The organism is Streptomyces sp. NPDC059398, from assembly GCF_042751845.1.
Classification (GTDB): Bacteria; Actinomycetota; Actinomycetes; order Streptomycetales; family Streptomycetaceae; genus Streptomyces.
The window spans coordinates 1-15438 of the sequence record NZ_JBHYWP010000009.1; the positions used below are offsets into that span (position 1 = coordinate 1).

General features: G+C 71.6%; 13 protein-coding genes. 9 read left to right on the plus strand and 4 right to left on the minus strand.

Annotated features, from left to right (window positions below):
• The first annotated feature begins 298 nt into the window (after positions 1 to 298).
• Positions 299 to 2773, plus strand: a complete 2475-nt coding sequence (locus ACFXBC_RS05365; protein ID WP_385018929.1) for a SpoIIE family protein phosphatase — start codon at positions 299 to 301, stop codon at positions 2771 to 2773.
• A gap of 88 nt (positions 2774 to 2861) precedes the next feature.
• A complete protein-coding gene (locus tag ACFXBC_RS05370) occupies positions 2862 to 3584 on the plus strand; it encodes a class I SAM-dependent methyltransferase (protein WP_385018930.1) in 723 nt (240 codons plus the stop codon).
• 33 nt (positions 3585 to 3617) lie between these two features.
• Here the strand turns inward: ACFXBC_RS05370 and ACFXBC_RS05375 are convergent, their stop codons facing one another.
• Positions 3618 to 4649 (minus strand): MASE1 domain-containing protein, encoded by a 1032-nt coding sequence (locus ACFXBC_RS05375; protein WP_385018932.1) that lies wholly within the window; start codon positions 4647 to 4649, stop codon positions 3618 to 3620.
• A 384-nt stretch (positions 4650 to 5033) separates the two neighbouring features.
• On the opposite strand from ACFXBC_RS05375, the gene ACFXBC_RS05380 reads away from it, so the two are divergent.
• The 6 genes from ACFXBC_RS05380 to ACFXBC_RS05405 all read left to right on the plus strand — a co-directional run bounded on the left by ACFXBC_RS05380 (position 5034) and on the right by ACFXBC_RS05405 (position 11347).
• A complete protein-coding gene (locus ACFXBC_RS05380) occupies positions 5034 to 5405 on the plus strand; it encodes an SH3 domain-containing protein (RefSeq protein ID WP_385018934.1) in 372 nt (123 codons plus the stop codon).
• Between the two features lie 187 nt (positions 5406 to 5592).
• Complete coding sequence (locus tag ACFXBC_RS05385) at positions 5593 to 6426, plus strand: M55 family metallopeptidase (protein ID WP_385018936.1); 834 nt, start codon at positions 5593 to 5595, stop codon at positions 6424 to 6426.
• Entirely contained in the window at positions 6419 to 7765 is a 1347-nt protein-coding gene (locus ACFXBC_RS05390) for a M20/M25/M40 family metallo-hydrolase (RefSeq protein ID WP_385018938.1), read from the plus strand. Before ACFXBC_RS05385 ends, ACFXBC_RS05390 begins: the two co-directional genes overlap by 8 nt.
• A 13-nt stretch (positions 7766 to 7778) precedes the next feature.
• Positions 7779 to 9779, plus strand: coding sequence for a prolyl oligopeptidase family serine peptidase (locus tag ACFXBC_RS05395; protein ID WP_385018940.1), 2001 nt, complete (start codon positions 7779 to 7781; stop codon positions 9777 to 9779).
• On the plus strand, positions 9776 to 10783 hold the full coding sequence (locus ACFXBC_RS05400) for an LD-carboxypeptidase (RefSeq protein ID WP_385018942.1): 1008 nt from the start codon (positions 9776 to 9778) through the stop codon (positions 10781 to 10783). The genes ACFXBC_RS05395 and ACFXBC_RS05400 overlap by 4 nt, the downstream gene beginning before the upstream one ends.
• A gap of 9 nt (positions 10784 to 10792) precedes the next feature.
• Positions 10793 to 11347, plus strand: coding sequence for a GNAT family N-acetyltransferase (locus ACFXBC_RS05405; RefSeq protein WP_385018944.1), 555 nt, complete (start codon positions 10793 to 10795; stop codon positions 11345 to 11347).
• 18 nt (positions 11348 to 11365) lie between these two features.
• Here the strand turns inward: ACFXBC_RS05405 and ACFXBC_RS05410 are convergent, their stop codons facing one another.
• Positions 11366 to 11701 carry a DUF6204 family protein gene (locus ACFXBC_RS05410; RefSeq protein WP_385019084.1) on the minus strand — a complete coding sequence of 112 codons (336 nt, stop codon included), beginning with the start codon at positions 11699 to 11701 and terminating at the stop codon, positions 11366 to 11368.
• A 235-nt stretch (positions 11702 to 11936) separates the two neighbouring features.
• Between ACFXBC_RS05410 and ACFXBC_RS05415 the strand changes: the two genes are divergently transcribed.
• Positions 11937 to 13877 (plus strand): DUF5107 domain-containing protein, encoded by a 1941-nt coding sequence (locus tag ACFXBC_RS05415; RefSeq protein ID WP_385018946.1) that lies wholly within the window; start codon positions 11937 to 11939, stop codon positions 13875 to 13877.
• Between the two features lie 37 nt (positions 13878 to 13914).
• Here ACFXBC_RS05415 and ACFXBC_RS05420 read toward each other — a convergent pair whose 3' ends face one another.
• Both ACFXBC_RS05420 and ACFXBC_RS05425 read right to left on the minus strand, forming a co-directional pair.
• Entirely contained in the window at positions 13915 to 14295 is a 381-nt protein-coding gene (locus ACFXBC_RS05420; protein ID WP_385018948.1) for a VOC family protein, read from the minus strand.
• Positions 14296 to 14367: 72 nt separating this feature from the next.
• A complete protein-coding gene (locus ACFXBC_RS05425; RefSeq protein WP_385018950.1) occupies positions 14368 to 15177 on the minus strand; it encodes a methyltransferase domain-containing protein in 810 nt (269 codons plus the stop codon).
• Positions 15178 to 15438: the final 261 nt, after the last annotated feature.

Here is a 15438-nt window from a genome sequence, read left to right on the forward strand (position 1 = left end):
ATGACCAAGAAGGACATCGTCCGCTGCCTGAAACGGTTCGTCGCCCGCGAGGTCTACCGACACCTGCCCCACCCCCAGATCACCACCGAACAGCTAACCCAAGCTGCTTGACGATCTATAGGAGCTTCCGCGAGTACCGGTCCGCACGGACGGGCCCCATGGGTGGTGCGCCCCCGCGTACGCCGGGCGCACCACCCGTGGGGCCGATTCCGCCGATGACCCCCCGGGACCCGGGCACGGGCCGTACGGTGGTGTCACGTACCGCAGAGCGTCGCGGCCGGGAAGGAGCCTTCCACCCATGGACGTTGGTGTGCCGCCACCGAGGGCGGACCGGCCGCGGGACGCCGCGGCGGGCCGTGTGCCGCTCGCCGTGGCGGTCGTCGACGCCGGAGGGCTGGTCTCGCACTGGTCAACGGGGGCCCGACGGCTCTTCGGTGTCTCGCGCCAGGAAGCGGTCGGCTGCGCCGCGGGCGAACTGCTGCCGGTGTCCGGGGCGTTGCGCAGCGAAGGGGAGCGTGGGCCCGACGGGACGTACGCCGATCTCGGCCCGGAGCTCGACGACATCTCGGCCGGCGGGATCGTCGCCTACCCGTCATCGGGCCGGGCCCGTCTCGACGAGCCGCGGCGCGGCCGTATCGATGTGCTCTGGTGGGCGTACCCGCTGGCCGGGCCCGGCCCCGAGCGGCTCCTCGTCCTCGCGGCCGACGCCGCACAGCTTGCGGACGGCGACGAGAGCGGCGCCCCCGGGACCATAGCCCCCGGCTTCGCGCTCCACACCGACTTCCCCGGCTACCGCGAACTGGCCGGGCGGCTCCCCGAGATCCTGCCGAACATGAGCGTCCAGGAGGCGACCGGGATCGTCTCCCAGGTCCTTGAACTGGGCTATCCCGTACTGGAGTTCAGTCACCACGAGCAGGTTCCCGTCACCCCGGACTGGGGGGTGCCGCGGTACACCCCGCCCGGTCGGCCCGGCCGTGAGTCCCTCAGGACCGGCGACGACCTCCACGCGGCCCGTACCCCGCCCCGCCCTGAACTCGACCTGGAGTATGCGGCGGTACGCGAGCGGCTTGAGTTCCTCAACGAGGCCAGCGGGCGCATCGGTTCCTCCCTCGACCTGGAACGCACCATCCGTGAGGTGACCAGCGCCGCCGTTCCGCGCTTCACCGACTTCGCGGGCACCCATCTGCGCGCCGCCGTGCTCGCGGGCGAGGGATTCCCCGACGGGCCGCCCGACGTCACCACCGTCTGGCACCGGGTGTGGGTCGAGCACAACGACGAAACGGGCCGCTGGGACGACACCGTGCCGGTGGGCGAGGCCATCGCGTTCCCCGAGCACACGCCGTTCTTCCAGTGCATGGTCACCGGCGAGCCCGTTCTCGTCCGGTATGTGGACGAAGAGCTGAGCAACCGGATCTCGGGCGAGTTCGAGAAACGTGACCTGCGGCCGCTGATCACCCACCGCTCGCTGCTGATCGTGCCGTTGAAGGCCCGCGACGTGGTACTCGGCTTCATGGTGCTGATGCGGCGGCCCGGCAGGGAGCCCTTCGACGACATGGACCGCACCACCGGCGCCGAACTCGCCGCCCGCGCCGGGCTCGTCCTCGACAACGCCCGGATGTACACGTACCAGGAGAACGTCGCCGAGACCCTCCAGGACAGCATGCTGCCCAAGGTCGAACCCCGTATGGCGGGCTGCGACATCGCGACCCGCTATCTGCCGGGCGCCCGGCTCGGCCGGGTCGGCGGCGACTGGTTCGACTCGGTGAAGCTGCCCGGCTCCCGGACCGCCCTCGTCGTCGGCGACGTCATGGGACACGGGCTCAACTCGGCAGCCATGATGGGTCAGTTGCGCACCGCCGTCCTCACCATGGCCACCATGGAGATGCCCCCGGCCCAGCTGCTGCGCAACCTGGACGACCTGGCACAGCGGCTCGGTGAGCAGTATCTGGCGACCTGTCTGTACGCCGTGTACGACCCGATCAGCTCCGAACTGCAGATCGCCAACGCCGGGCATATCCCGCCGGTCCTGGTCCGCGCAGCCGACGGCCGGGCCGAGCTGCTCTCCCTGCCGACGGGTGCGCCCATCGGTGTCGGGGGTGTCGCCTTCGAGACAGCGACCGTACGGGTGGGCCCCGGCGACCGGCTGATCCTCTGCACCGACGGTCTGGTCGAGGTGCGCGGCCAGGACATCGGGGCCGGGCTCGCCGCGCTCTGCGCGTCGGCCGCGCACCCCGCCGCCTCCATGGACGACGCCTGCGACACGATCATCCGCGCGCTGAACCCGGACGGCGGCCGCAAGGACGACGTGGCGCTGCTGATGGCCAGGGTGAACGGGATCCCCGCCGATGACGTCGCGCAGTGGCGGCTCGCCCTCGATCCCCGTGAGGTGGCGCGGGCCCGGCGGCTGGTCCGCGGGCAGCTGCTCGACTGGGGGCTGCCGGACGCGGTGGAGCCCGCGGGGCTGATGGTCAGTGAGCTGGTCACCAACGCCGTCAGACACGGCCGGGTGCGCGAGATCGGGCTGCGGCTGGTCAGGACGGCCGCCCTGCTCTGCGAGGTCAGCGACGACGAACCGGCGCCCGCCGTGCTGCTCGGCCCGTCCGGTGACGACGAGTCGGGCCGCGGGCTGCTGGTGGTGAGCAGCCTCGCCCGGGAGTGGGGCACCAGCTCCACCGCACACGGCAAGACCGTCTGGTTCGAACAGGCGCTGGCCGACCGGGGCGGCGGGCCCCGGAGCGGACAGCGGGTGACACCGGCGGCCGTGGGCGTCTGAGCCTGCCCGCGGTCTTGCCCGTATCCACGGAGAACGGCGGTCGTTCTCCGGCAGAGCACCGAGGGGCGCAATGGACGCAGGAGTACCTATGTATGTGTCGCCGCAGTACCGCGAGGCGTGGGAGGGGTTCTGGTCGGCCACGTCGGAAGCCCCGGGCGAGGCGATCTGGGACTCGGACCCGTCGCTCACCGCCGTACCGCACACCGAGCTGCTGCTGCCGTACGCCGACACGTCGCTCCCGGTCGTGGACCTCGGCTGCGGAAACGGCACTCAGACCCGCTATCTGTCCACCGTCTTCGCCCGCGCACTCGGCGTGGACCTCTCGCACGCCGCGATCCGTCACGCGCGGCGGGCGGACAGTGCGGGAGTGGCCGAGTTCTCCCAGCTCGACCTGGTGGACACGGAGGCGGTACGGGAGCTGGGCCGGCGGATCGGTGACACCAATGTCTACATGCGGGCCGTCATCCACCAGAGCGAACCCGAGGCGCGCCCGGCCGTCGCCGCAGCCATCGCGGCACTCGTCGGCGAGCGGGGGCGGGCCTTCGTCGCGGAGCTGACGCCCGCTTCGAAGGAACTGCTGCAGAAGGTGGCCGAAGGCCCCGGAGGGCCGCCCGAGAAGCTGCGCAGGGTCATCCAGAACGGCCTCAAGCCGGCCGACGCGTCCGAGGAAGAGGTACCCGGGCTCCTCCGCGGTGCGGGGCTGACGATCCTGGCGAGCGGTGATACCGCACTGGCCCAGACCGAGCATCTGCCGGACGGCACCCGGATCGATCTGCCGGCGCGCTGGTTCGTGCTCGCCGGGACCTCCTGAGGCGCCGCGGGGGTACGGAGCCCGGCCGGCGGATCAGCGGCCGGGCCCGCCGCCGGGCGATGGCAGGTCGCCGGACGGTGGCAGGTCGCCGGGCGGTGGCAGGAGGTCCACCTGCCCGGGGGCGAGCTGCTCGACCAGGTCGGCCAGTTCCAGACAGGCCAGCTCGATCTTGCTGCGGATGTTCTTCTGCTCCGTGACGATCGCGGCCAGCAGCAGCGCCGTCAGCGACACCGAAGCGTTGAACACGGCGACGTTGAGCGTCGCCTCGAACAGGGTCCGGCCCTCGAAGGGGCCGATGTACTCGGTCGCTGCGAGGACGGCGAGCACCGAGGCCAGACAGGCACAGGGGGCGCTGCCGGACAGCTCGAAGCGGAGCGCGGCCCAGATGAGCAGCGGAAAGACAAGAAAGAGCAGGGTGAGCGTGGACCGGGTGGCCAGCAGGGTGACCACCACCGAGGCGAGGGCCAGCGCCGTGGCCTCGGGCCAGCGGTCGGTGGCCCGGGGGAGCCTGATCCGGCGCAGGACGAGCAGGACCGGGGTGGCGACGAGCACTCCCATGGCGTCACCGGCCCACCACGCCAGCCAGACCGGCCAGAAGTCGCGGAGGGGCAGCTTGCCGGTCACCGCCAGCGTGCCGCAGCCGATGGAGGCGCTGACCAGCATCGCCACCGCGGCGCCCAGGAAGACCAGCGTCACACCGTCCCGCAGACGGTCCAGCTCGGGGCGGAATCCCACCCGGCGCAGCATGAGGAACGCGAAGACGGGAGCCAGGGTGTTGCCTGCCGAGATGGTGGCGCCCGGCGGGGTGAGGGTCGCGCCGACCGTGGCGATGGAGAAGAGCGCGCCGATGGCGATACCGGGCCAGACGCGCAGCCCCATGTAGAGCAGGGCGCTGAGCGCGACGCCGGTGGGCAGCCAGAGCGGTGTGACCACGGCACCGTCGACGACCACCTCCCTGAGCAGACCGAGGCGGGCCGATCCGTAGTACGCGGCGGCCACCAGCAGGATCTGCGCGGCGACCACCGCCGGCCGCCGAGAGTACGGCGCGAACAGAGCAGTCGCCATCAGTGGTCCCGGGAGGAAGAGTTGATGTGATCCGGTATTCCCATGGCGGACCGTGGCGGTGCCGGATCCCGGAAAGTTAGCTGATCCAGACCAACCCGCCGTCGGCCGGTCCTTCAGTGGAGTAGACCTCTGGGTTCCCGGCAGGTCCGGCCGGCCCGGAGAACGGACGCATGCGCCCATTCAGGAGAACGCCCTGTGTGTCGCACCGCGTAAGGGCGGGCCGGCGTGGAGGCCGCAGTAGCTTGCTCGGGCTGAGGCGATCCGTTTTGCCCCTGGGCCGTTCGCTGGAGGATGTGCGAACAGTGTGCCGTTCACATCGGCGTATGGCGGGGGCGGCGTCTCACGCATCTACCCCATCGGTCTGTGATCTCGCGGAGGCAACACTTGTTCCCCAAGCCCAAGACCAGCAAGCTCGTCATGGCACTGACAGCCGGTGCGCTGGCCGTCGGAGTCGCCGCCGGTCCGGCTCTCGCCGGTGAGAGCAGCGGCCCGGCCGCCAAGGGCCAGTCGACTGCGGCGGCGTGGACCCACTACAAGGGCCGCGTGATCGCCAGGACAGGCGTGCTGGTGCGCAGTGGCCCCAGCCAGCACTACCGGGTCGTCGGCTCGTACTCGTACCACTCGATCATCCCGATCGTGTGCAAGGTCCGCGGCCAGAACGTGGGCGGAAACATCCTCTGGTACAAGACCGCCAAGGGGAACTTCGTCTCGGCGCGGTACGTCGACAACGTCGGTAGCATTCCGCCCTACTGCTGAACCCTGTAGGTGAACCCCTCGCGCGATGACGCTTCTCCTGTGCAGTCATCAGGCGCGAGGGGTTTTCCGTGTGCGGAGGCCCGAGGGCTTGGATACTCGCCGACTCAGAATCGGCGTCAGTGGTATGGACCTGTGATAGGTGTGCGGTGCCTGGCCAGCGTATTCGTCGGCAGGTAGCGTCATCCGCATGAAGATCCTCATCAGCGCCGACATGGAGGGCGCGACGGGTGTGACCTGGCCCGGCGACGTGCTCCCCGGCAGTGCGCAGTGGGAGCGCTGCCGGTCGCTGTTCACGTCGGACGTGAACGCGGCCGCTCTCGGTTTCTTCGACGGTGGCGCCGACGAGGTGCTCATCAACGAAGCCCACTGGTCCATGCGTAATCTGCTCATCGAGCGGCTCGACGAGCGGGTCCAGATGCTCACGGGTCGTCATAAGTCGCTCTCCATGGTGGAGGGCGTCCAGCACGGCGACGTGGACGGGATCGCCTTCGTCGGCTACCACACGGGCGCCGGTATGGAGGGCGTGCTCGCCCACACCTATCTGGCCAACTCGATCACCGGCGTCTGGCTCAACGGCGTACGGGCGAGCGAGGGCCTTCTCAACGCCCATGTGGTCGCGGAGTACGGAGTCCCGGTGGTGCTCGTCACCGGTGACGACCTCGCCTGCGCCGACGCGCTGGGGTACGCGCCCCGGGCCCGTACCGTGGCGGTGAAGGACCATGTCTCGCGGTACGCGGCGGTCTGCCGCACCCCCGCCCGTACGGCATCCGACATCCGTACCGCCGCGGCCGACGCCACCGCGCTCGCCGTGCGCCACGCACCCGTGACCGGGCAGTCCTTCACGGTGGAGCTGGAGTTCGACGCGGAGCATCTGGTCGGCGCCGCGACCGTCGTACCGGGGGTACGCAGGACGGCTGAGCGGCGTGTCGCGTACACCAGCGCGACGATGTATGAGGGCATTCGGACCTTCAAGGCGGTGACGACCCTCGTCTCGTCCGCGGTGGAGGAACAGTATGGCTGACGTGAATCCGGTGGGACCGGAGCAGCTGGACGCACGGGCGCTCGACGAGGCGGTGGCATTCACCTCGGAGCTGATTCGGATCGACACGACCAACCGGGGCGGCGGTGACTGCCGGGAGCGGCCCGCCGCCGAGTACGTCGCCGAGCGGCTGGCCGGTGCGGGGATCGAGCCGACGCTTCTGGAGCGCACCCCGGGGCGTACCAACGTGGTCGCCAGGATTCCCGGCACCGACCCGTCGGCGGACGCGCTGCTGGTCCACGGCCATCTCGACGTGGTGCCCGCCGAACCGGACGACTGGTCCGTGCACCCGTTCTCCGGGGAGATCCGCGACGGGGTGGTCTGGGGCCGCGGCGCGATCGACATGAAGAACATGGACGCGATGGTGCTCGCGGTGGTGCGGGCCTGGGCGCGCCAGGGCGTGCGCCCCCGGCGTGACATCGTCATCGCCTACACGGCCGACGAGGAGGCGAGCGCCGACGACGGCTCGGGCTTCCTCGCCGACCAGCACCCCGGGCTCTTCGACGGCTGCACCGAGGGCATCAGCGAGTCCGGTGCCTTCACCTTCCACGCCGGTCCGGACCTGCCTGTCTACCCCATCGCGGCCGGTGAGCGCGGCACCGCCTGGCTGCGGCTCACGGCGCACGGCAAGGCGGGCCACGGCTCGAAGGTCAACCGGCAGAACGCGGTCAGCAGGCTCGCCGCCGCCATCGCCCGTATCGGCGAACACCAGTGGCCGGTACGGCTCACGCCGACCGTGCGCGCCGCGCTCACCGAGATCGCCGCTCTGCACGGCATCGAAACGGACACCGCGGCCCCGGACTTCGACGTGGACGCGCTGCTCTCGAAGCTCGGCCCGGCGGCCGCGCTGGTCGAGCCGACCGTCCGCAACAGCGCCAACCCGACGATGCTGACAGCCGGTTACAAGGTCAATGTCATCCCCGGGCACGCGACGGCGTATGTCGACGGACGGATGCTGCCCGGCGGCGAGGACGAGTTCCGCTCGACCATGGACCGCCTCACCGGGCCGGACGTCGACTGGGAGTTCGACCACGGCGAGGTCGCGCTCGAAGCACCGGTGGACTCGCCGACGTACGCGAAACTGCGCGCGGCGATCGAGAGGTTCGCACCGGAGGGGCATGTGGTGCCCTACTGCATGTCGGGGGGCACGGACGCCAAGCAGTTCTCCCGACTGGGAATCACCGGGTACGGCTTCTCGCCGCTGAGGCTGCCTCCCGGCTTCGACTACCAGGCCCTGTTCCACGGGGTCGACGAGCGGGTGCCGGTGGACGCGCTGCACTTTGGCGCCCGGGTGCTCGATCACTATCTGCGTACCGCATAGGGGAGTTGGCAGCATGGCAACCACCGGGGCCTACGGCACATGGCCTTCGCCGATCGACGCCGCAGTCGCGGCGTCGCAGGACGGCCGTCCCGAGTTCATCGGCACGGTCGGCGACGAGGTGTGGTGGACCGCGCCGCGCCCCGCCGAGGGCGGCAGGCGCGCACTGGTGCGGCGGCGGGCGGACGGCAGTGAGGAGACGGCCCTGCCCGCCCCGTGGAACGTCCGCAGCCGGGTCATCGAGTACGGCGGACAGCCCTGGGCCGGGGCGCTGCGGTCGTCGGGCGGGCCGCTCGTGGTCTTCGTCCACTTCGCCGACCAGCGGCTCTACGCGTACGAGCCGGACGCGCGGGGCGGCGCGGCGGAGCCGAGGCCGCTCACCCCGGTCTCCGTCGTGGGCGGCGGACTGCGCTGGGTGGACCCGGTGATCCATCCCGGCTGCGGCGAAGCCTGGTGCGTCATGGAGGAGTTCACCGGCGAGTCGCCCACCGATGTACGGCGGGTCATCGCGGCCGTACCGCTGGACGGCTCGGCCGCCGATGACCGCGCGGCCGTCCGTGAACTCTCCGGCGGAGGCCACCGGTTCGTCACCGGTGCCCGTCTCTCGCCGGACGGGCGCCGTGTCGCGTGGCTCGGCTGGGACCATCCGCGGATGCCGTGGGACGGCAACGACGCCATGGTCGCCGACGTCACCGAAGGCGGCCTCTTCGAGGGGGCCCGGCGTATCGCAGGAGGGCCGGACGAGTCCGTCGCACAGGTGGACTGGGCGGCCGACGGGCGGCTGCTGTTCGCCTCCGACCGCACCGGCTGGTGGAACCTCTACCGGGCGGACCAGGACGGCGCTGCGGTCGCGCTCTGTCCGCGCGACGAGGAGTTCGGCGGGCCGCTCTGGAAGATCGGCCAGAAGTGGTTCGAGCCTCTGGACAGCGGGCTGATCGCCGTCGTGCACGGCGCGGGCGACACCGCGCTCGGGGTGCTCGACCCGGAGAACGGCGAACTCGTCGACGCACCGGGCCCCTGGACCGAGTGGGCCTCGACGCTCTCCGCGCGCGACAGCCGGGTGGTCGGTCTGGCGGCCGGCGCGCGCAGCTCGTTCGAGATCGTGGAGCTCGACACCAGCAGCGGCCACACCCGCGTCATCGGCTCACCGCACCGGGACGCGGTGGACCCCGCCTACTACCCCGAGCCGCAGAGCCGTACGTTCACCGGGCCCGGCGGCCGGGAGATCCACGCCCATGTCCATCCGCCGCACAGCCCCGACCGGACCGCGCCCGACGGGGAACTGCCGCCCTTCGTGATCTGGGCGCACGGCGGCCCCACCAGCCGTGCACCGCTCGTACTCGACCTGGAGATCGCCTACTTCACTTCGCGGGGCATCGGTGTGGCGGAGGTGAACTACGGCGGATCGACCGGCTACGGACGGGAGTACCGCAACCGGCTGCGTGAGCAGTGGGGCGTCGTGGATGTGGAGGACTGCGCGGCCGTCGCCGGTGCGCTCGCCGACGAAGGCGTGGCCGACCGGTCCAGGCTGGCGATCCGCGGCGGCAGCGCGGGCGGCTGGACGTCGGCGGCCTCACTGGCGTCGCTTGCGTCGTCCGGCGTCTACGCCTGCGGCACGGTCATGTACCCCATCCTCGATCTGACCGACTGGGCATCCGACGACGGCACCCACGACTTCGAGTCCCAGTACCTGGAGACCCTCATCGGGCCGTTCGCCGAGGTCCCCGACCGCTACCGTGACCGCTCGCCCGCACAGCACGCCGACCGGGTGTCGGCGCCGTTCCTGCTGCTCCAGGGGCTGGACGACGTGATCTGCCCGCCGGTGCAGTGCGAACGGTTCCTGGAGCGGATGGCGGGCCGGGGCGTCCCGCACGCCTATCTGACGTTCGAGGGCGAGGGACACGGTTTCCGCAGGGCCGACACCATGGTCCGCGCACTGGAGGCCGAACTCTCCTTGTACGTACAGACCTTCGGCATCGACCGGCCCGACCTCCCCGTCCTTGAGCTGCACACATGACGGCCCGTCCGGCGCCCGCCCTGACCCCGCTGACCCGGCCGGCCCGGCTCCGGCCGGGGGCCAGGGTCGCCGTCGTGTCGCCCAGCGGGCCCGTCCCGGAGGACCGGCTCACGGCCGGTCTCGGCATCCTCCGCGGCTGGGGCCTGGAACCGGTGGTGATGCCCCATGTGCTGGACCGGCACCCGCGGTTCCGGTATCTCGCGGGCGCCGACGAGGCGCGCGCCCGCGATCTGCAGACGGCCTGGTGCGACCCGGGGATCTCCGCGGTCCTCTGCGCACGCGGCGGCTACGGCGCGCAGCGCATGACCGATCTGCTGGACTGGGCGGCGATGCGCGCGGCCGGGCCCAAGGTGTTCGTCGGGTACAGCGATGTCACCGCGCTGCACGAGGCGTTCGCCGTGCGGATGGGACTCTCGACGCTGCACGGTCCGATGACCGCCGCCCTCAGCTTCATCGAGAACACCGCGACCCAGGAGTCCCTGCGCGCCACCCTCTTCGAGCCCGAAACGGTCCGCACGCTCGGCCTCGGCACGGCCCGCACCCTGGTGCCCGGCCGGGCGGCGGGCATCACCTTCGGGGGCTGCCTCTCACTGCTCGCCGCCGAACTCGGCACCCCGTACGCCCGCCCCACCGGGCGCGGCGGGCTGCTGCTGATCGAGGACATCGGGGAGGAGGGCTACCGCATCGACCGGATCCTCACCCAGCTGCTCCGCTCGGGCCTCCTGGAGGGGGTCGCCGGTATCGCCCTCGGCTCCTGGGAGGAGTGCACCCCGGACGACGAGGTGCGGGCGGTGCTGCTGGACCGGCTCGGCACACTGGGCGTCCCGGTGGTGGAGGAGTTCGGCTTCGGCCACTGCTCCACCGCGCAGACCATGCCGCTCGGCGTGCCCGCCGTCCTGGACGCCGGGGCGGGCACCCTCACCCTGGACGTTCCGGCCCTGGTCCTGGACGCCGGGGAGCGCGCGCCGGAACACCCCTCCGCGGCACGCGCCCCCGCGGTCTAATCTGGCCCGATGCCAGACACGACCGCATATCTCGCCTCGGGCCCCCGTGTGGGCGTACGCCACTTCTCGTACGAGGACGCCGGGGAGTTCACCGGGCTGGTACGGGAGAGCAGGGAGCTGCACCATCCCTGGCTCGCCCCGCCCGCCGACCCGGAGAGCTACCTCGTGTACGCGCGCCGGCTGATCGAGGACCCGGCCAGGGCCGGTTTCCTGGTCTGCGAACACGCGGGCGACACCCCCGGACGCATCGCCGGGTTCATCAACATCAACAACATCGTCCAGGGCGCCTTCCGCAGCGGGGCGCTCGGATACGGCGCGTTCGCGCACTCCGCGGGGCGGGGGCTGATGGGGGAGGGGCTGCGCCTGGTGATGCAGTACGCCTTCGGCCCGCTCGGCCTGCACCGTCTTGAGGTCAACATCCAGCCGGCCAACGAGGCGTCGCTGGCGCTGATCCGCCGTGCCGGGTTCCGTCTTGAGGGGTACTCACCGGACTTCCTCTTCATCGACGGAGCCTGGCGGGACCATGAACGCTGGGCATTCACCGCGGAGATGACGGCCCGCTGAGGACCGGGGTGCCGCAGGTCAGCGGCCCCTGCGGTTGATCTTCATGGTGTCCATATCCGTCACGGTCGAGCGCAGCGGGCCGAAGCCGTGCCCCAGCTCCTTCAGCGCGGTCTCGGCCCGGTCCTCCGCGATGGCGCCCGCCATCTCCTCGCCGTCCGCCGCGTCCGACGCGACCACATAGCGGAACGAGAAGTGTTTCAGCACCTTGTCGTAGGTGAGGGAGCCCTCCTCGGTGAAGTGCATCTGGGGCAGGCCGTGTTCGTCCACCTCGGCGAGCAGCCGGGCCCGCGAGTCGTCCGTCAGCCCCTCCCAGGTGCCCCGCACAATGACCCGGTAGGTGTGCTGCTCGGCCATCTCGTCCGCCCTCATCTCGTTCGTACGCCGTTCCCGGTGCAGGTTACGGGCTGGGCCGGATCCCGGGTACCGGATTGTTCGCGGGTTCCCGAGCGGCGTTCGGGCAAATCGGCTCGCGGTAACCCCTGGTCAGACCGGCCCCGCCGGTGTTCCATGGTCATCAGGGGGGCCGGGCGGACGGCTGCTCCCACGAGCGAGTGAGGTTGCCTTGGCCACGACCGTGCGACGTGCCGTAATGACGCTGCCCACCGCCCCGTTGGGGCCGGAGAACCCGCTTCCGGCGCTGCGCCCGCTCGACGAGACGCACACCGTGGACGCGGAGGGGCGGGCCGATCTCCCGCACGACATGGCCCGCCAGATCGGATACGAGCCGCTGACCAGCGTGCTGCCGGTGCGTGTACGCGACGGGTACGACAGGGAGCGCACCCCCGCCGGAATCGACACGATCGTGATCGAGAACGACCGGCTGCGTGCCACCGTGCTGCCCGGTCTCGGCGGCCGGATCCACTCCCTCTTCCACAAGCCGTCCGGACGGGAGCTGCTCTACCGCAACCCGGTGCTCCAGCCCGCCGACTTCGCGCTGAACGGCGCCTGGTTCTCCGGCGGTATCGAGTGGAACATCGGGGCGACCGGGCACACCACGCTCAGCTGCGCCCCGCTGCACGCCGCGCTGGTGACCGCGCCCGACGGCGGCGAGATGCTCCGGCTCTGGGAGTGGGAGCGGCTGCGCGACCTGCCCTTCCAGGTGGACCTCTGGCTGCCCGACGGCTCCGACTTCCTGTACGTCGGGGTCCGGATCCGCAACCCGCACGAGCAGCCGGTGCCCACCTACTGGTGGTCCAACATCGCCGTGCCCGAGAGCCCCACCACCCGGGTCCTCGCCCCCGCCGACGAGGCCTGGCACTTCGGCTACGAGCGCAGCCTGCGCCGCGTCCCGGTACCCGGCTGGAACGGCGCCGACCGTACGTACCCGCTGCGCAGCGAGTACCCGGCGGACTACTTCTACGAGGTCCCGCCGGAGGCGAGGAAGTGGGTCGCCTCGCTGGACGAGGAGGGCCGGGGGCTCGTCCAGACCTCCACCGACCAGCTGCGCGGCCGCAAGCTCTTCCTCTGGGGCTCTGGCACCGGCGGACGGCGCTGGCAGCAGTGGCTGACCGAACCGGGCACCGGAGGGTACGCGGAGATCCAGGCGGGTCTCGCCCGCACCCAGCTGGAACACGTACGCCTGGAGGCAGGCGCCGAGTTCAGCTGGCTGGAGGCTTACGGGCCGCTCACCGCCGACGCATCGGCCGTGCACGGCGACGACTGGGACGCGGCCCGCGGCGAGGCGGAGTCCCGGCTCGAAGCCGCGCTGCCCCGGGCCGCGGTCGAGACCGCCTACGGGGCGTGGCGCGGCTGTATGGACCGCGAGCCGCACGAGATGCTCGCCACCGGATCCGGCTGGGGTGCGCTCGAAGTGCTGCGCGGCGGATACAAGCTGCCGGGCACCCCGTACTACGCTTCGGCGCTCGGTGACGACCAGCAGCCGTGGCTGGAGCTGTACCGCTCCGGTGCGTTCCCGGCTCCGCGCAGGGTCACCCCGCCAGGACCCTCGCTGGTGTCCAGGCACTGGCGGGACATGCTGGAGACGGCCCGCGCCGAACCGCTGACCGAGTACCACCTGGGGGTCGCGCAGTGGCACGGCGGCGACCGGGCCCAGGCGGTGCGCAGCTGGGAGCGCGGTCTCGAACTCGCGCCCTCCCGCTGGCCGTTGCTGCGCTGTCTCGCCGTCGCCGACCGGTGCGACGGCCACGACGGGCGGGCCGCCGACCGGTACGCCGAGGCCTTCGACGATCTCTGCGAGGAACGCCGGAACGGGGCGGGCTGGACGGCGGTGACCGCCGCCCTGGGGCGCGAGGCCATCGACGCGCTGCTCGCGGCCGGGCGCACCGCCGACGCCCGGAGTGTCTGGGGCCGACTGGACCAGGAGACCCGGGCGCGGGGCCGGTTCCGGCTGATCGACGCGCAACTGCTGCTGGCGGAAGGGGACATCGGGGCGGCACGTGCGGTGTTCGACAAGGGCTTCGAGGTGGCGGACATCCGGGAGGGCGCCGAGATCCTCAACGAGGTCTGGGCGGCCCTCACGGACGATCCGCTGCCGGAGATGTACGAGTACCGGATGCGGCCGCAGAGCTGACGGGGGCGCGGGAGGCTGGCGCCCGCTGCCCCGGTGCTCAGGCGGCGGGACCGGCCCCGGCCTCGCCGCCGCTTCCGTTCCGGTCCACGTACTCGAAGACCGACCCGTCGGGGTGGACCGCGATCAGATTGCGGCCCACCGGGGTCGGTACCGGCCCCGCGATGACCTGTGCGCCGATCTCGTTCAGCGTGGTGAGCGCCTCGTCCACATCCCGTACCGCGATGGTCGCCGTCACCTTGCGCAGAATCTCCAGCTCCGACTCGGGGCCGCTCATCAGGAGGAAGAAGCCGACCGCGGCGACGGATACACCGGCGCGCTCGAAGCGCAGCGCCTTGGCGCCCGTGAGGCGTTCGTAGAAGAACACCGAGGCTTCGAGGTCGGCGACGCAGATACGCAAGGTAGTGCCCAGGATCTCCATGCGGAGCAGCCTAGTTGACGTGGGAACGGGGGCGGGAGGGCCGGTCGCCGTGCCCTCCCCCTGTCCCGCCGCTCAGACCCGGCAGAGGACTTCGCCGTGCGGCACCAGGAACCAGCCGTCCTGCTGCGCGCCCCACTCGCGCCAGGCGTCCGCGATCGCCGTCAGCTGTTCCCGGGTCGCGTGGCCGCCGTCGACCGCCTGCCGCGCGTAGACCGACTGGACCGTACGGTCCGCCCACAGCCCGCTCCACCAGGCCCGCTCCTCCTCGTTGGCGAAGACCCAGTTGGTGGCCGTCGGCCTGATGTCCGTGAAGCCGGCCTGCCGCGCCCAGGAGAACAGCCGCCGCCCGGCGTCCGGTTCGGCGCCGTTGCCCCGGGTGACCCGGTGGTACAGGTCCAGCCAGTCGTCCATCACCGGTGACTCCGGGTACCAGGTGAACGCCCCGTAGTCGCTCTCGCGCACCGCGACGATGCCGCCGGGTTTGGTGACCCGGCGCATCTCCCGCAGCGCCTGCACCGGGTCGCCCACATGCTGGAGCACCTGATGGGCGTGGACCACACAGAAGGTGTCGTCCGGATATTCCAGCGCATGCACGTCCGCGACCGCGAAGTCCGTGTTGGCCAGACCGCGTTCGGCCGCCAGCGCGCGTGCCTGCTCCAGGATTTCGGGCGCCCTGTCCACACCCGTGACACTGCCGTCGGGCACCAGCGCCGCCAGGTCGGCGGTGATGGTGCCGGGGCCGCAGCCGATGTCCAGGATCCGCATATGGGGCTTGAGCTCGTCCACCAGATAGGCCGCGGAGTTGGCGGCGGTACGCCAGGTGTGCGAACGCAGCACCGACTCGTGGTGGCCGTGGGTGTATACGGCTGTCTCTTCCGGCATGGCGGGACTCCTGTCCGACGTCGAACTCGTCCGATGTGGTGGACCCACCGTAGAGGGTTTCGCCGTATGGTGAGATTCGTATCTCGCATACTGGTATGTGGGTGCCGCCACACCGGGGAAACATGTGCGCGTCGCGCCGGACCGGGTACGCGGTGCTGTGCGACCGGGACAGGCTGAGCAGCCGGGCCGCCCACTCCAGGAGCGGGCCCGCTCGACACCGCACCGCCGGCCCCGCTGAAGGCCCGGTCGCGGGAAGGGAAC